This is a genomic window from Formosa undariae, assembly GCF_042427615.1.
In the GTDB taxonomy this organism is placed as follows: Bacteria; Bacteroidota; Bacteroidia; order Flavobacteriales; family Flavobacteriaceae; genus Formosa; species Formosa undariae.
This window is the reverse complement of the sequence record NZ_JBHMEZ010000013.1, coordinates 35,787-51,200: the sequence shown is the minus strand read 5'-3', so window position 1 is coordinate 51,200 and position 15,414 is coordinate 35,787. Positions and strand designations below refer to the sequence as shown.

Genomic DNA, 15,414 nt, shown 5'->3' with positions numbered 1-15,414 from the left:
TAAAAACCGATTAAAATGAAACAGATTTTATTAATTGAAGATGAGTTAATTGTCGCTATGGATATAAAAAAATCCTTAGAAAAAGAGGGCGAGAATCAGGTCATTTCTGCACGGAATTATTTAGAAGCAAAAACGGCTTTCGTTAAACATGATTTCAACATTATTATCTGCGATATTAATTTAAACGATGTCAAGGATGGTATCGAAATTATAGAAGAATTAATGCAGCTCAAAGAAGTGCCTGTGGTATATTTAACGGCCTATGATAACTCGGAGATATTAAATAGAGCTAAGGAAACAGTGCCGTATGCTTATTTGTTAAAGCCTTTTAATGAGTTGCAGTTGAGAATGACAATAGATCTAGCTGATTTAAATTTTAAGAAAAAGGAAGAAGGCTATATCGCAGTCGAAGAAAATATAAATAAACTCGAAGGCTTAACAAAACGGGAAAAAGAGATTTTATTGGTGGTCGCTACTGGGAAAACAAGTAAAGAAATTGGTAAGTGCTTAAATATTTCTCAGCATACTGTAGATCAGCATAAAAAAAACATAAAGAAAAAACTCAATTTAAATACGATTGGTGAGCTGGTCAGTTTTACTATGACAACAAACTTAGATCACGTTTTTTAGTCCTTGATTATTGTCGTCTTTTAGGAGGATGAGCAGGAGAAAATGTTTTTGTAGAATCTCCTATTAAGGCTTGTAATTCTTTCATTTCTTCTTTCGTAATATTGCGATATTCACCAATTGGCATATCACATTTAATGTTCATAATTCGAACACGTTTTAAAGTCTCTACTTCGTACGTTAAATACTCACACATTCTACGAATTTGCCTGTTTAATCCTTGAGTAAGGATAATTTTAAATTCGTAAGTTCCTAACTTTTCAACTTTACATTTTTTAGTCACACGATCTAAAATTGGTACACCATTAGACATACGCTCAATAAAGGTTTGAGAAATCGGTTTGTCTACAGTAACAATGTATTCTTTTTCGTGATTATTACTTGCACGTAGAATTTTGTTTACAATATCTCCGTCGTCTGTAAGCAGAATTAAACCTTCACTAGGTTTGTCTAAACGACCAATTGGAAAAATACGTTTTGGGTAATTTATATAATCAATAATATTGTCTTTTTCTACACGAGTATCGGTAGTACAAACAATCCCTACAGGTTTGTTAAATGCTAAATAGACAGATTCTGTTTTTGTATTTACAACAGATTCGCCGTCTACAGCAACTACATCGGTAGGACTAACTTTGGTCCCCATTTCTGGAACAACACCGTTAATTGTTACTCGCCCAGCTTCAATAAGTTTATCTGCTGCACGACGTGAGCAATAACCTACTTCACTTAAATATTTATTGATTCGTTTTAATTCCATTTCCATGTGGCAAATATACGATAAGTTTAGTCTTCTAAGAAGGTGTAAATATGATCTCTTACAGAGGCGTCGTTTAAAGAATGTCCTAAACCATCTGTTGTGATTAAAGCACTGTTTTTGTAACTGTCTTTAATAAGTAGAGCATCGTTATACGGGATAATTGTATCACTTTTATCGTGAATAATTAATCCTTTAGTTTTATTGTTTTCTAAAAATTTAGCAGAAGAAAATGCTTCTGGAGCAACTCCAAAACGTTTAAGAATTGTTTTGTTTAACTGATTAGAAATACGTGTGTTATAGCCCAACATGATAACATATCTGCTAATGATATCTTTAAACTCTGAAGGTGCTCCTAATAGAATGAATTTTTCTAAACTAGGGGCTTGATACTTGTTTTGGAAAACCGTTGCTGCCATGCCTCCAACAGAATGTGCTATAATAGTTTCTGGTTTGAAACGTTTTGCTACAACGTTTATATATTCGGCATAAATAAGGGCGTTAAATTCTTTATTTCCCGAACGACCATGGGCTGGCGCGTCTAATGCAACTACGCCATAACCTTTTTTTAATAATTCTGGAACTAGAGGTTTCCATCGATATGAATTGCTTTCCCAACCATGAGCTAATAAAATGGTGCCTTTTTTACCTAACCAACGATAGGTCATAATCGGTTGGTCTTTATAAAAAAGCTCTTCATTAAAAGCTGTCTCTAAAAAATCGACCTGCCAATCTTGAACACGACCTTTTCTAGGTTTAGTAAATAAATTTAATGCCTTGTTAGCCGCATACGGCTTCGAGAAGTAGCTAAGTAAGTTAATGTAATTTCCAACAGATTTAATTAACAGGCTTTTCATTATTCCTCTCTGTTTACAGCGTCCATAGAAAATGCAGGTGTACAAATCGCAATATATTCACACGGATTTTCAAATGGATTAGAATACTGTACACGAGTGTTTTTTTCAATCTTTATAGATTGACCAGCTTCTAGAATAACCACCTCATCTTCAATAATAAATTGTTTTTTACCTTTGATAATAAATGTGAATTCATCAAATGTTGGAGTTTGAAAAGGCTCGTGCCATCCAGGAGGTGCTACCATATGTGCAATACTAATATTAGAATCGCCAGTAGTTGCATTTCCAAAATGTTCTTTTATAACTTTACCATCTGTTGTTGGTATGCTAAATGGATTTGTAATAAGTGTGTACTTTTTCATATGCAGTTATTTTAAAGGTTTTTTCTTAATCATACCACCTTTCAGATCTTTTACAACACCCATAATAATAAAAGCTTTTTTATCAATTTTAGCAATTTCTGTTTCTAGATTTGCTAATTCTAATCGGGTTACAATTGTATATATGATATCTTTTTCTTCGGCACCACCTTCTTGATTATAACCACCTTTTCCGACGTAAATTGTACAGGCACGTCTTAATTCTTCAGTAACCATAATTCTAATTTCCTCGTGTTTATTGGAAATTATAGTAACACCGACATACTCTTCAACCCCATCAATAACAAAGTCGACCGTTTTCGCTGCAGACATATACGTTAATATAGCATAAAGTGCAGTTTCTATAGATAGAATATAAGCTCCGAAAGAGAAAATAATAATGTTTATTAAAAGTAAAACATCGCCTACAGTCATCGAAAATTTACGACCTATAAAAAGGGCTAATACTTCTGTTCCGTCTATTACGGCACCACCTCTCATTGCCATACCAATTCCTAAACCGAGGAAGAACCCTCCGAAAACTGAAATTAATAATTTGTCGTCTGTTATGGTTGGATAGTCTACATTATGAACCACAAAGGCTAGAAATGAAATGGCGATAATACTCTTTATAGCAAATTTTATACTGAATGTTTTCGCGCCTAAAATTAAAAAAGGCAAATTCACGATTAGTAATAAATAACCTAAAGATATATTTGTTAAGTTTTCTAACAATAGCGAAATTCCTGTTGCGCCACCATCGATAAATCGATTTGGAAGTAAAAAACCTTTTAGTCCAAATCCAGCAGAAACCACACCTATCGCAATAAATATAATTTCTTTTATAGCATGACTAAGCTCTATATGGAGCGTCCTTACTAGGGGCAGAATTTGTTTTAAACTTGCAGGATTTGCAGTTTCATCTGTCTCGAGTTTTTTTCGAGCAATAATAATAAGAAGTCTAGAGACAAATGAAGTCATAGGTTGTAGCTTACCAGTTTAAGAAGAAATATTTAATTTTAGCTGTGTCAGGAATTTGTGAAGCTTCGATATGTAAAGACATATCGAATCTTAAATTCGATGGCAATTCTTTTTTGTCTATAGTAAACGAAGCGTTTAATTCGTTAACAGAAACGATTACAGAGTTAATCAAGTTGTCTACACTAGAAATTTTATAATTATCCTGAATGTCTTTAAATGTACTAAGCGCAGAGATACCTTTGTCTGATTTGTATCGAGGATCGAAAACTTGAACCGTTTTAATTACAGACGTAGAATCCATGACATTAGCAGGAGATAATGTTAGCATTTTAGAACCTCCTTTTTCAAAGATTTCAATTTCATCAATACTTACCGTAAATTCTCCTCCGGGTACATATTTTACGATAGAATCGTTTTTAAATACGGTTTCTAAATCTTTTAATTGAGTTTCTGAAGTCAGTTCTCCAATACTGTCTTTTGCAATTGCAAAGTTGTCGTTTTTTGTAGAGCAACTAAAACATGTAACGGCTAGTACAGCCAGACTTAATATGGTTTTTTTCATTTTAAGATAATCTTGTTTTATATTTTTTTTGAGGCTACGAAAGTAATTATTTTTTCATCACTTTGTTTAAAATACCGAAGACACTTCTAATAAATGTAGCGCTTGTTAGTACTTTTATAATCGGATTCATAGCTGTACTTTGGCGGCGTGTAGCTGTTTTTTTTGTACTTTGTTTTTGATGAATCACTTCGGCTTCTGCACGTTCTATTTTTTTATTTAAGATCTCGTAGGCACTTTCTCGATCTATGGTTTCATTGTATTTTTTTACCAATTTAGATTCAGAAATTAATGTCGATAATTCCTTATCAGACAAGATGTCCATCCTACTCATAGGTGCACGCATCATGGTTGCTGCTAGCGGTGTTGGTCGTCCTTTTTCATCTAAGGCAGAGACTAAAGCTTCTCCTGTACCTAGAGATGTTAAAATATCTTCAGTATTATAATAGTCGGAAATTGGATAATTTTGAGCTGTCAGTTTTATTGCTTTTCTATCCTTGGCAGTAAAAGCACGAAGCGCATGTTGAATTTTTAAACCTAACTGTCCTAAAACAGCTTCTGGAACATCGGTTGGGTTTTGCGTTACAAAGTACAAGCCGACACCTTTACTACGAATAAGTTTTACAATACTTTCAATCTGATCTAAAAGGGCTTTGGATGCTTCATTAAATATAAGGTGTGCTTCGTCTATAAATATTACCAATTCTGGTCTGCCACTATCTCCTTGTTCCGGGAAGGTTGTATAAATTTCTGCAAGTAAACTCAGCATAAATGTAGAGAATAGTTTCGGTCTATCTTGAATATCTGTTAGACGTAAAATGTTTATATAACCACGACCTTCATCATCTATTCGTGTTAAATCGTCTACATCGAAAGAGGTTTCTCCAAAGAAAAGGTCTGCACCTTGCTGTTCTAACTCGACCACTTTTCTTAATATGGCACCGGTAGATGAGGTAGAGATTCTTCCGTAGGCTTCTTGAAATTCTTCTTTACCTTCCTGTGTCGCGTATTGCAGTATTTTTTTAAAATCTTTTAAATCTAATAAAGGTAATTTGTTGTCGTCGCAATATTTAAATATAACCGATACAATCCCTGATTGGGTGTCTGTTAAATCTAAAATTCGTGATAATAAAATAGGACCAAATTCACTAACTGTAGCACGTAAACGCACCCCGTCTTGGTTGGAAAGCGTAAGTATATCTACGGGAAAGCCTTTAGAAGTGTAAGGCAGACCAATTTTTTCATGGCGTTTTTCAATAAAGTCATTATTAACACCAGGTTTTGCTAGACCACTTAAATCACCTTTGATATCCATAAGTAAGACAGGGATTCCTTTTTCTGAAAGGTTCTCTGCCATAACTTGTAACGTTTTAGTTTTTCCAGTTCCCGTTGCACCAGCAATTAAGCCATGTCTGTTTAACGTTTTTAAAGGAATATTTACAAAAGCATTTTTTATAGGCTTTTCATTTAACATTGCAGAACCCATAGTTATGAATTCGCCTTTAAACGTGTTTCCTTCAATTATCTCTTCTAAAAAAGCATCGTTATTGGTCATGTTTTTTAATTTTTTTATAAAAATACTAATCTTGAAGGAATAGGCTTCAAATCTTTTCAACATTTTATATGTAGACAAAAAACTGTAAACTATCTTTGCACGTTATGAAGAAAGAGATTCAAGAGTTGGTAGACAAAGGCGAAATGTTGCCTTTAATGGAAGAATTTTACACTATTCAGGGTGAAGGGTTTTACAAAGGAACAGCGGCATACTTTATTAGAGTAGGTGGTTGCGATGTCGGATGCCATTGGTGTGATGTAAAAGAAAGTTGGGATGCAGAACTGCACCCGCCAACAGAAACTACTAAAATTGTTGAAAAAGCAGCACTTCACAGTAAAACGATTGTTGTTACTGGGGGAGAGCCTTTAACTTGGGATATGACTGCGCTTACAACACAGTTAAAAGAAAAAGGATTGCAGGTGCATATAGAAACATCTGGTGCATATCCGCTAACAGGTACTTGGGATTGGATTTGTTTATCGCCTAAAAAAATGAAATTACCTACAGCAGAAGTGTCTGCAAAGGCGCATGAACTGAAAGTGATTATTTTTAATCGTGACGATTTTAAATTTGCAGAGGAACAAGCGGCATTAGTGAACGATGATTGTATTTTATACATGCAACCGGAATGGAGTAAGCGTGATAAAATGATTCCTGAAATTGTAGAATATGTTATGGCAAATCCAAGATGGAAAGTGTCATTGCAAACACATAAATATTTAAATATCCCTTAATTTAAATTTAAGGTTTTGAAATTATAAGACATAAAAAAAGCGACTATCTATTACTATAGAAAGTCGCTTTTTTAAATATATACTATTTCTAGTTTCTTTTAAAAGGCATAGAAACACGAGTTGTTCCCCATGCTAAGTACATTGTTTCTTGATCATCGAAAGCAATAGAAAATGCTTCAATAGATTCTGCGTCTATAGATGCGATAGCATTATAACGTGCAACATCTTGATCTGGGTTGTAAGAGTAAGCACCCCAAGTGTTAAGATCTTTGTTTAAAATCATAGTCCACGTTTTTTCTCCTCTAATAGCGAATAAAGAGTAAGTTCCTGCTTTTACAGGTGTATCTCCAAAATGTGAATCTTTGTAAAACGTGATTTCTGCAGCTTCATTAGCTCCCAATCTCCAAACTTTTCCTAAAGGAACTAAGTCGTATAATTCACGATCGTTTAGTTGAGGTCTACTGTAAACAACTTTGATTTTTTTGTTAGAGTCTTTGTAGCTCGCTGGGAATGCAGCAGCATCCATTGGACTTTTGTCTAATTTACTAAAGTTTTGAGCTGTCATTGCTGTGTTAAAGCTAAATGCTACTAAAAGGCAGATTGCCGATGCGCTAAATAATTTCATAATGATTTGTTTTAAAGTGTAAATATATACGTTGATAGACTAATGGTCGGTAACTTTAAGTAAAGTTTACAATTTTTAAATTTTGAAAGGCAGATTAGTAGATATGGTTTCGTATTTAACTAAAAAATGCAATTATTGTTTCAAATTGTAATCAATTTTTGATTTATAGTTTTATAATGTGATTGATATGTTCATATTTGCTTCAGAATTAAAATAAAAAGAATTTAAAATATATAGATATGTGTGGAATTGTATGTGCATTCGATTTGAAACAAAAAACGGATGATTTAAGACCTCAAATTTTAGAAATGTCAAAGAAAATTCGTCACCGTGGTCCAGACTGGAGTGGGATTTTTAGTAATGACAAAGCTATTATGGCGCACGAACGTTTAGCTATTGTAGACCCAGCTTCTGGGAAACAACCTTTATTTAGCCCTGATGGTACATTAGTGCTAGCAGCGAACGGAGAAATATACAATCACCGTGAACTTCGTAAGCAATTTGAAGGGAAATATGATTTTCAAACTGAATCTGATTGTGAAGTTATTTTAGCTTTATACAAAGAAAAAGGAGCTGATTTTGTTGATGAAATGAACGGAATCTTTGGTTTTGCAATTTATGATGTTGAAAAAGACGAGTATTTTGTAGCTAGAGATCATATGGGAATTATTCCTTTATATGTCGGATGGGATCAAAACGGAACGTTCTATGTTGCTTCAGAATTAAAAGCTCTAGAGGGACAGTGTACTAAAATCGAATTATTTCCTCCAGGACATTATATGTCTAGTAAAGATGGGGAATTCGTAAAATGGTACAATAGAGAATGGAGTGAATATGATGCTGTAAAGGATAACGAAACAAGTATTGCTGAAATAAAAGAAGCTTTAGAAGCTGCCGTGCACAGACAGTTAATGTCTGATGTGCCTTACGGTGTATTGCTTTCTGGAGGATTAGATTCTTCAGTAACATCTGCAATCGCTAAAAAATATGCTCAGAAACGTATCGAAAGTAACGATGAGTCTGATGCTTGGTATCCGCAATTGCACAGTTTTTCTGTAGGGTTAGAAGGATCTCCAGATTTAGCTGCTGCACGTAAAGTTGCAGATCATATAAAAACAATTCACCACGAAATTAAATTTACAATTCAAGAAGGATTAGATGCTATAAAAGATGTTGTTTATAACCTTGAAACTTACGATGTAACTACAATTCGTGCCAGTACACCGATGTATTTAATGGCTCGTGTTATTAAATCTATGGGTATTAAAATGGTATTGTCTGGAGAGGGAGCAGATGAATTATTTGGAGGATATTTATACTTTCACAAAGCACCAAACGCTAGAGAATTTCACGAAGAAACAGTTCGTAAGTTAAGTAAACTTCATATGTACGATTGTTTACGTGCAAACAAAAGTTTAGCGGCTTGGGGTATTGAAGGTCGTGTGCCATTCTTAGATAAAGAATTTATGGATGTTGCAATGCGTATCAACCCACAAGATAAAATGATTAACGGAGAACGCATGGAAAAATGGGTAGTTCGTAAGGCATTTGAAGATATGATTCCTGAAAGTGTTGCATGGAGACAAAAAGAACAATTTAGTGACGGTGTTGGTTACAGTTGGATTGATACATTAAAAGAAGTTGTTGCTGCTGAGGTTTCGGATGAACAATTAGCAAACGCAAAATATAAGTTCCCATTACAAACACCAACAAGTAAAGAGGAATTCTATTACCGTTCTATATTTGCAGAACATTTTCCTAGTGATGCGGCTGCATTATGTGTGCCACAAGAAGCTAGTGTAGCATGTAGTACAAAAATTGCATTAGAGTGGGATGAAGCATTTAAAAACATGAACGACCCAAGTGGTAGAGCTGTTGCAAATGTGCATGCAGATGCTTATGGGAAAGCTTAATTAGACACTTTTTTACGGTCTTGCAATAAAAGAGTAGTTGCAGGTTTGCTTACGGGGATTTTCTATAGGGAAATTAGACGTAGTGAGCTTGCAACTACTTTTTTTTGTTTTGAATAGTTAATATTTAAACGTCTATAATGAGTTTTAAGGATTACCTACAGGGTGGCATAAGGTTTATGTGGGTTTTTATAGTAGAAAGTATATTGTACTTAATCAACGTATGGAAAAGGGGGAATCTAAATTAGGCAGTGATTATATGTGGGGCTTAATTTGAGTTGATAATTACGGAGTCTACTTCTGATAAGTGTTAATAGTGTCTGGAGTTGGATTCATTTTGTGAGGTGTTATTAAGTTGTAATACTATGTATTATGCTTATAGATACAGCCGCATGGGATAAGTATGGCTTGGAGGTTTTAATACCTCTATATTCGGGGCTTATTAATATTCATTTATAAAGGTTGTTTAGCATTTATTTAACTTCTCGATTTTGGCATAAGAACTAAAAAAAGCCTTCATGTATTGAAGGCTTTTTTTTACTCTTTATGTATTGTAATTAACTTTTGCTTAATGGCGTAATTTCTAGTTTTCTAAATTCTACAGAACCATGGTCACCTTGAATTAAAACTGGTCCAGCTTCTGCTTCATTGTTGTCTAAAGCACCACCCGTCATACCGTCAATATTTTGATTAGAAATAATGGTTTTTCCATTGGCAACAATAGTTACGCGTCTACCAATTAAAGTAATATCAAAGCTTTGCCATTCACCAGCCTTCATTGCTGCGTTTTCATTTGGAATTAATAAGCCATAGATTCCTCCAAAATATATAGAAGAAGGTTCTAACCCAATATTATCTGCAATTTGTACTTCGTAGCGACCTCTTAAATAAATACCACTGTTGCTTTTTTCAGGAATACGAAATTCTGTATGTAATTTAAAATCTTTGAATTTCTCTTCAGAAACTAAATTTACACCAGATTTTGGACTAGTTAAAATACCATCGACTACTTCCCATTGATTTCCTGGTTTGATTACCCATCCATTTAAATTTTTCCCGTTGAAAAGTTTAATGGTTTTTCCTTCTTTAGGATTGTCGTAATATGCTAGCTTTGGTGCTCTTGTAGCGGTCCAAGAGTACGTTTTTCCATTCACATAAATCATCTTTCCTTGAAGTTGGTCATCCTTCATTTTTCCTGTAAAAACCATGTTAGAAGCACCTGGTTCCCATTGTGGTGGAATCTCGAAAGAGAATATGTCTCCATGTTTTTCTATTTCGGCTATAGGTCTAGCACTACCTATAGCGTAGGTAAATCTTCCAATTAATGCTTTAGAACCTGAGTGTCTAATTTCTAGCCAAGATGGTAACTCGTTTCCTTCCTGATCGATAGTTAAATTCCATTTCCCTTCCAGAGAATGACCTTCTTGAGCTTGTAATAGTGTTAAATTAAAAGCCATTAGAAATAGGAAAGCAACTGTTTTAATAGTATTCATATTGTTTTATATTTGATAAGTAAGTAAATATAAAGTAATATTTAAATTATGTTTCTTAACAAAAAATTAAATGTTTTCAAATTCGAAAAAAACAACATTATAATATGATATTAATAATTAAATAGGGGTTTAATTTCGTTATTGATTAACGATTTTGTGAAGTCATCTTGATTTTTCTTGATGAAAATAAATTTGTGTAGTGAAACATAAAACTACAATCTCATTTTAAAGGTATGAGAGAATTGAAATTGCACCTTATTTGTATTAGCAATGTTAGAGCCCATCTCTGGCAACTATAGCGACTTGTTGCATATTAGATCTGTTTTTTATTATCTCTGCTCTAGTATTCATTCAAAAGTTTCGAATTCGATTATAAAATAACCTTTAGTCTCCTTTTTATTAGTCTATATAGAACATAATTTAATATTTTGAAGACTTCAATATCTCGATTCTCAGAGATTTTTGTGTTTTTACATTTTTAACATAGTGTTAAAACAGTGCGTAATTTAGTTTAAGCGTATTTTAAGCCGTTTTAAGCGTGTTTTTTCTAATTAACAAATGTTCATAATTTTAAGCCTAGATTCGTAATAAGCTTTTAAAACAGCTTATTAATTTGTATATTTGTTTGTATCGAAAATGATGCGCTTTGCATCATTTTTTTTTATGCCATAAATAGAATTAAAACGTATTCAAAATAATGAGCGAGAAAAGAGAAGAATTTAATAAGGATAATTATTCTGCAGATAGTATCCAGGCCCTTGAGGGAATGGAACATGTGCGTATGCGTCCTTCCATGTACATTGGAGATGTTGGTGTACGAGGTTTGCACCATTTAGTTTATGAAGTTGTAGATAACTCTATAGATGAAGCTTTAGCTGGTCATTGTAACAAGATTAGTGTTACTATAAATGAAGATAATTCGATTACTACTGAAGATGACGGTCGTGGGATTCCTGTAGATTTACATAAAAAAGAAGGTGTATCTGCTCTTGAAGTTGTAATGACTAAAATTGGTGCAGGTGGTAAATTCGATAAAGATTCTTACAAGGTTTCTGGAGGTCTTCACGGTGTTGGTGTAAGTTGTGTTAACGCATTGTCGGAGCACTTAAAAGCCACTGTTTATAGAAAAGGCGAAATTTGGGAGCAAGAATATGAAAGAGGAAAAGCAATATATCCTGTAAAGAAAGTTGGTGATACTGATAAAAGAGGTACAGTTGTAACTTTTAAACCAGATTCAACAATTTTTAAACAAACATTAGAGTATAGTTATGATACTTTAGCAAGTAGATTACGTGAATTAGCCTATTTAAATAAAGGTATTACAATTCATTTAATTGATAAACGTTTCGTAAAAGAGGATGGTGAATTTGAAGGTGAAACATTTCATTCTGATGAAGGTTTAAAAGAATTTGTAAAGTTCTTAGATGCAAACCGTGAACCAATCATTACAGAAGTTATTGCTTTCGAAGGTGAAAAAAATGATATCCCTGTTGAGGTTGCGATGATTTATAATACATCGTATGCAGAGAATTTACATTCTTATGTAAACAATATTAATACGCATGAAGGGGGAACTCACCTTTCAGGTTTTAGACGTGGTTTAACACATACGTTAAAGAAATATGCAGATAGTTCTGGATTAACAGATAAATTGAAGTTCGAAATTTCTGGAGATGATTTCCGTGAAGGTTTAACAGCAATTATTTCGGTAAAAGTTCAAGAACCGCAATTCGAAGGACAAACAAAAACAAAATTAGGTAACAGAGAAGTTTCTGCTTCAGTAAGTCAAGCTGTTTCAGAAATGTTAACCGATTACTTAGAGGAACACCCTGAAGATGCTAAAACCATCGTTCAAAAAGTGATTCTTGCAGCACAAGCACGACACGCAGCTCAAAAAGCTCGTGAAATGGTTCAGCGTAAAACCGTAATGAGTATTGGTGGTTTACCTGGGAAATTGAGTGACTGTTCTGAGCAAGATCCTGCTAAGTGTGAAGTATTCCTTGTCGAGGGAGATTCGGCAGGTGGTACGGCTAAACAAGGTCGTGACCGTGCATTTCAAGCCATCTTACCTTTACGTGGTAAAATTCTTAACGTAGAGAAGGCTATGAAACACAAAGTTTTCGAAAACGAAGAGATCAAAAATATATTTACAGCTTTAGGTGTTACCATTGGTACCGAAGAAGATAGTAAAGCGCTTAACCTTTCAAAATTACGTTATCATAAAGTAGTGATTATGTGTGATGCCGATATCGATGGTAGTCACATTGCAACTTTAATCTTAACGTTCTTCTTCAGATACATGAAAGAGCTTATTGAAAACGGACATATTTACATTGCAACGCCACCTTTATATTTAGTTAAAAAAGGAGCTAAAAAAGAATATGCTTGGAGTGATGCTGCACGTGATAGTCTGGTAGAACAATTTGGAGGTGCAGCGATTCAACGTTACAAAGGTCTTGGAGAAATGAATGCCGAGCAACTTTGGGATACAACAATGAATCCTAGTTTCAGAACATTAAGACAAGTAAATATTGATAACGGTGGAGAAGCCGATCGTATTTTCTCTATGTTAATGGGAGATGAGGTACCACCTCGTCGTGAGTTTATCGAAAAGAATGCAGTATACGCTAAAATTGATGCATAACTAATAACTAAAAGCACCTTGAAATTTATTTTTAGGTGCTTTTTTATAGGATATAACCAGTATTGAAAAATATTGAATGTATCAAAATACAATAAATTTAAAAGTAGGTAAGTTTAATTTATAATGTTATGATAATTCGCATTGTAATTTGTGTGAATTGCATTAAAATCGTTAATTTTACGTACATAAAAATAATCTCAATCTAAAAATATATTATAATGAAAGTAACAGTAGTTGGAGCAGGAGCAGTAGGTGCAAGTTGTGCAGAATATATCGCTATTAAAAACTTCGCTTCAGAAGTTGTTTTGTTAGACATTAAAGAAGGTTTTGCAGAAGGTAAAGCAATGGATTTAATGCAAACAGCTTCTTTAAACGGATTCGATACAAAAATTACAGGTGTAACTGGCGACTATAGCCAAACTGCAGGTAGTGATGTTTGTGTGATTACAAGTGGAATTCCTAGAAAACCAGGAATGACAAGAGAAGAACTTATCGGTATTAACGCTGGTATTGTTAAGAATGTATCTACAAGTTTACTTGAGCATTCTCCAAATATGATTCTTATTGTTGTAAGTAACCCAATGGATACTATGACATATTTAGCTCATAAAGCTACAGGTTTGCCAAAAAATAGAATTATCGGAATGGGTGGAGCCTTAGATTCTGCACGTTTTAAATACAGATTAGCAGAGGCTTTAGGAGCGCCTATTAGTGATGTAGACGGTATGGTAATTGGTGGACATAGTGATACTGGAATGTTTCCATTAACACGTTTAGCAACTAGAAATAGTGTGCCAGTTTCAGAATTTTTATCTGAAGAACGTTTAAATCAAGTTAAAGAAGATACTAAAGTTGGTGGAGCTACATTAACTAAATTATTAGGAACTTCTGCTTGGTACGCTCCAGGTGCAGCTGTGTCAGGAATGGTACAAGCTATTGCTTGCGATACTAAAAAGATTTTCCCTTGTTCTACATTATTAGATGGAGAATACGGTTTAACTGATATTTGTTTAGGTGTACCAGTTGTTTTAGGTAAAGATGGTATCGAGAAAATAGTAGATATTACACTTAACGATGAAGAAAAAGCGCATTTGGCTGCAAGTGCTGAAGGTGTAAGAAAAACAAACGGATTGTTAGAAATCTAATTTTTTTCTAAATATATAATACTAAAGACTGTCTGTAAAGGCAGTCTTTTTTGTTTTTGGTCCATTTTTGTATACCATGATCTTGGTTTTAATGCCTTAACTATTTACAAAATAGAGCGTTGTATTTTCTGTATTTAGAATGGTGTTTTGCCGGGATTGGTTTCCTTCTTTAAAAGAAAATATGGGGCTTATTTCCTTGCTGAAAATTGATTAATTAGGTAACTTAGTGGGAGTAAAATCTATCAAGTTATGGGACCAATTATAGTAGCAACAAACTTTTCAAAATTAGCAAATAATGCAGTTGATTATGCGGCCGCAATAGCAGCACATTTTAATGTAAAACTCCTGCTTTTTAATGCATTCCAAATTCCTCTTCATGCCTCAAATACAAGGTTTCCGGCAACGTATATAGATGAATTAATAGAAAATAATCGAAATAAATTAAAAGAAAAAGCATCGTCTTTAGAATCTAAATATAAGATTTCTGTCGATTATGAATGCATCTATGCGCAATTAGAGTTTAAGATAGATAATCTTATGGACGAGTTAGATGCATCACTTTTGATTATAGGGATGTCTGATAAATCTTTAGAACAAAATTTATTAGGGAATCCGACGACCACATTAATAAGTATGAAAAAATTTCCTGTATTAGCCGTGCCAATACATGCGGAATTTAAAGGGATGAAGAAAATACTATTTTCTTGCGACTTGATGCAAGCTGTGCCTTTAAAAACGTTAGCAAAACTTAGAGTCTTATCAAATAATTTAAAATCGGATGTCACTGTATTTTATGTAGATAAAATGATCGACGAATTAAAATTGAATACCAATACGATTAGTAATATAGATGCTCAATTAGAAAAGGTTACGTACCTATATAAGAATATAGAATCGGATACTGTTATTGAGGAAATAGAAAAGGAAATCAAAAAATCTAATTCAGAACTATTGGTTATGATGCCTAAAGCTTATGGTTTTTGGGAATCTTTAGTACATAAAAGCAAAACAAGAGTGATGGCTTCTGGTTTAAATATTCCGCTATTATCTATTCCTATTAAGTAATTTAATCTGTAATTTATAGTCGTAAATCTGTTGGTTTTAGGAAGAATTTAATTCGCATGGCTTTTAGAGTTGAAGATTACGTATTAAATTAACAAATCGAGAT

Annotated in this window: 14 protein-coding genes; 6 read left to right on the top strand and 8 right to left on the bottom strand. The window is 33.6% G+C overall.

The annotated features are described in order from the left end of the window. The first annotated feature begins 15 nt into the window (after positions 1-15). Positions 16-630 (top strand): DNA-binding response regulator, encoded by a 615-nt coding sequence (locus ACFFVB_RS14825; RefSeq protein ID WP_382383962.1) that lies wholly within the window; start codon positions 16-18, stop codon positions 628-630. A gap of 7 nt (positions 631-637) precedes the next feature. Here ACFFVB_RS14825 and rluF read toward each other — a convergent pair whose 3' ends face one another. Genes rluF through ACFFVB_RS14795 form a run of 6 tightly spaced genes read right to left on the bottom strand, consistent with a single transcriptional unit; the run spans position 638 to position 5,695 of the window. Then, a complete protein-coding gene (gene rluF / locus ACFFVB_RS14820; RefSeq protein WP_382383960.1) occupies positions 638-1,393 on the bottom strand; it encodes a 23S rRNA pseudouridine(2604) synthase RluF in 756 nt (251 codons plus the stop codon). 20 nt (positions 1,394-1,413) lie between these two features. Next, positions 1,414-2,241, bottom strand: a complete 828-nt coding sequence (locus tag ACFFVB_RS14815; RefSeq protein ID WP_382383958.1) for an alpha/beta hydrolase — start codon at positions 2,239-2,241, stop codon at positions 1,414-1,416. Beyond that, the gene (locus ACFFVB_RS14810) at positions 2,241-2,603 is read right to left on the bottom strand and encodes a cupin domain-containing protein (RefSeq protein WP_382383956.1); all 363 of its coding nucleotides are present in this window, start codon (positions 2,601-2,603) and stop codon (positions 2,241-2,243) included. The genes ACFFVB_RS14815 and ACFFVB_RS14810 overlap by 1 nt, the downstream gene beginning before the upstream one ends. 6 nt (positions 2,604-2,609) lie before the next feature. Next, the gene (locus ACFFVB_RS14805) at positions 2,610-3,581 is read right to left on the bottom strand and encodes a YitT family protein (protein ID WP_382383955.1); all 972 of its coding nucleotides are present in this window, start codon (positions 3,579-3,581) and stop codon (positions 2,610-2,612) included. 10 nt (positions 3,582-3,591) lie between these two features. Further along, positions 3,592-4,143 (bottom strand): hypothetical protein, encoded by a 552-nt coding sequence (locus ACFFVB_RS14800; RefSeq protein WP_382383954.1) that lies wholly within the window; start codon positions 4,141-4,143, stop codon positions 3,592-3,594. Between the two features lie 46 nt (positions 4,144-4,189). After that, the gene (locus ACFFVB_RS14795) at positions 4,190-5,695 is read right to left on the bottom strand and encodes a helicase HerA-like domain-containing protein (RefSeq protein ID WP_382383952.1); all 1,506 of its coding nucleotides are present in this window, start codon (positions 5,693-5,695) and stop codon (positions 4,190-4,192) included. 104 nt (positions 5,696-5,799) lie between these two features. Here ACFFVB_RS14795 and ACFFVB_RS14790 point away from each other — a divergent pair, with 104 nt between their 5' ends. Beyond that, the gene (locus tag ACFFVB_RS14790) at positions 5,800-6,429 is read left to right on the top strand and encodes a 7-carboxy-7-deazaguanine synthase QueE (protein ID WP_382383951.1); all 630 of its coding nucleotides are present in this window, start codon (positions 5,800-5,802) and stop codon (positions 6,427-6,429) included. A gap of 88 nt (positions 6,430-6,517) precedes the next feature. Here the strand turns inward: ACFFVB_RS14790 and ACFFVB_RS14785 are convergent, their stop codons facing one another. Then, a complete protein-coding gene (locus ACFFVB_RS14785; RefSeq protein WP_382383949.1) occupies positions 6,518-7,054 on the bottom strand; it encodes a DUF2911 domain-containing protein in 537 nt (178 codons plus the stop codon). Positions 7,055-7,293: 239 nt separating this feature from the next. Between ACFFVB_RS14785 and asnB the strand changes: the two genes are divergently transcribed. After that, entirely contained in the window at positions 7,294-8,967 is a 1,674-nt protein-coding gene (asnB, locus tag ACFFVB_RS14780; RefSeq protein WP_382383948.1) for an asparagine synthase B, read from the top strand. A 554-nt stretch (positions 8,968-9,521) separates the two neighbouring features. Here the strand turns inward: asnB and ACFFVB_RS14775 are convergent. Continuing rightward, a complete protein-coding gene (locus ACFFVB_RS14775; RefSeq protein ID WP_382383947.1) occupies positions 9,522-10,457 on the bottom strand; it encodes a 3-keto-disaccharide hydrolase in 936 nt (311 codons plus the stop codon). 697 nt (positions 10,458-11,154) lie between these two features. Between ACFFVB_RS14775 and gyrB the strand changes: the two genes are divergently transcribed. The 3 genes from gyrB to ACFFVB_RS14760 all read left to right on the top strand — a co-directional run bounded on the left by gyrB (position 11,155) and on the right by ACFFVB_RS14760 (position 15,311). After that, complete coding sequence (gene gyrB / locus ACFFVB_RS14770) at positions 11,155-13,101, top strand: DNA topoisomerase (ATP-hydrolyzing) subunit B (protein ID WP_382383945.1); 1,947 nt, start codon at positions 11,155-11,157, stop codon at positions 13,099-13,101. Positions 13,102-13,319: 218 nt separating this feature from the next. Next, positions 13,320-14,246 (top strand): malate dehydrogenase, encoded by a 927-nt coding sequence (gene mdh, locus ACFFVB_RS14765; protein WP_382383943.1) that lies wholly within the window; start codon positions 13,320-13,322, stop codon positions 14,244-14,246. Positions 14,247-14,495: 249 nt separating this feature from the next. After that, positions 14,496-15,311 (top strand): universal stress protein, encoded by an 816-nt coding sequence (locus ACFFVB_RS14760; protein ID WP_382383942.1) that lies wholly within the window; start codon positions 14,496-14,498, stop codon positions 15,309-15,311. The last annotated feature ends 103 nt before the right edge of the window (positions 15,312-15,414 follow it).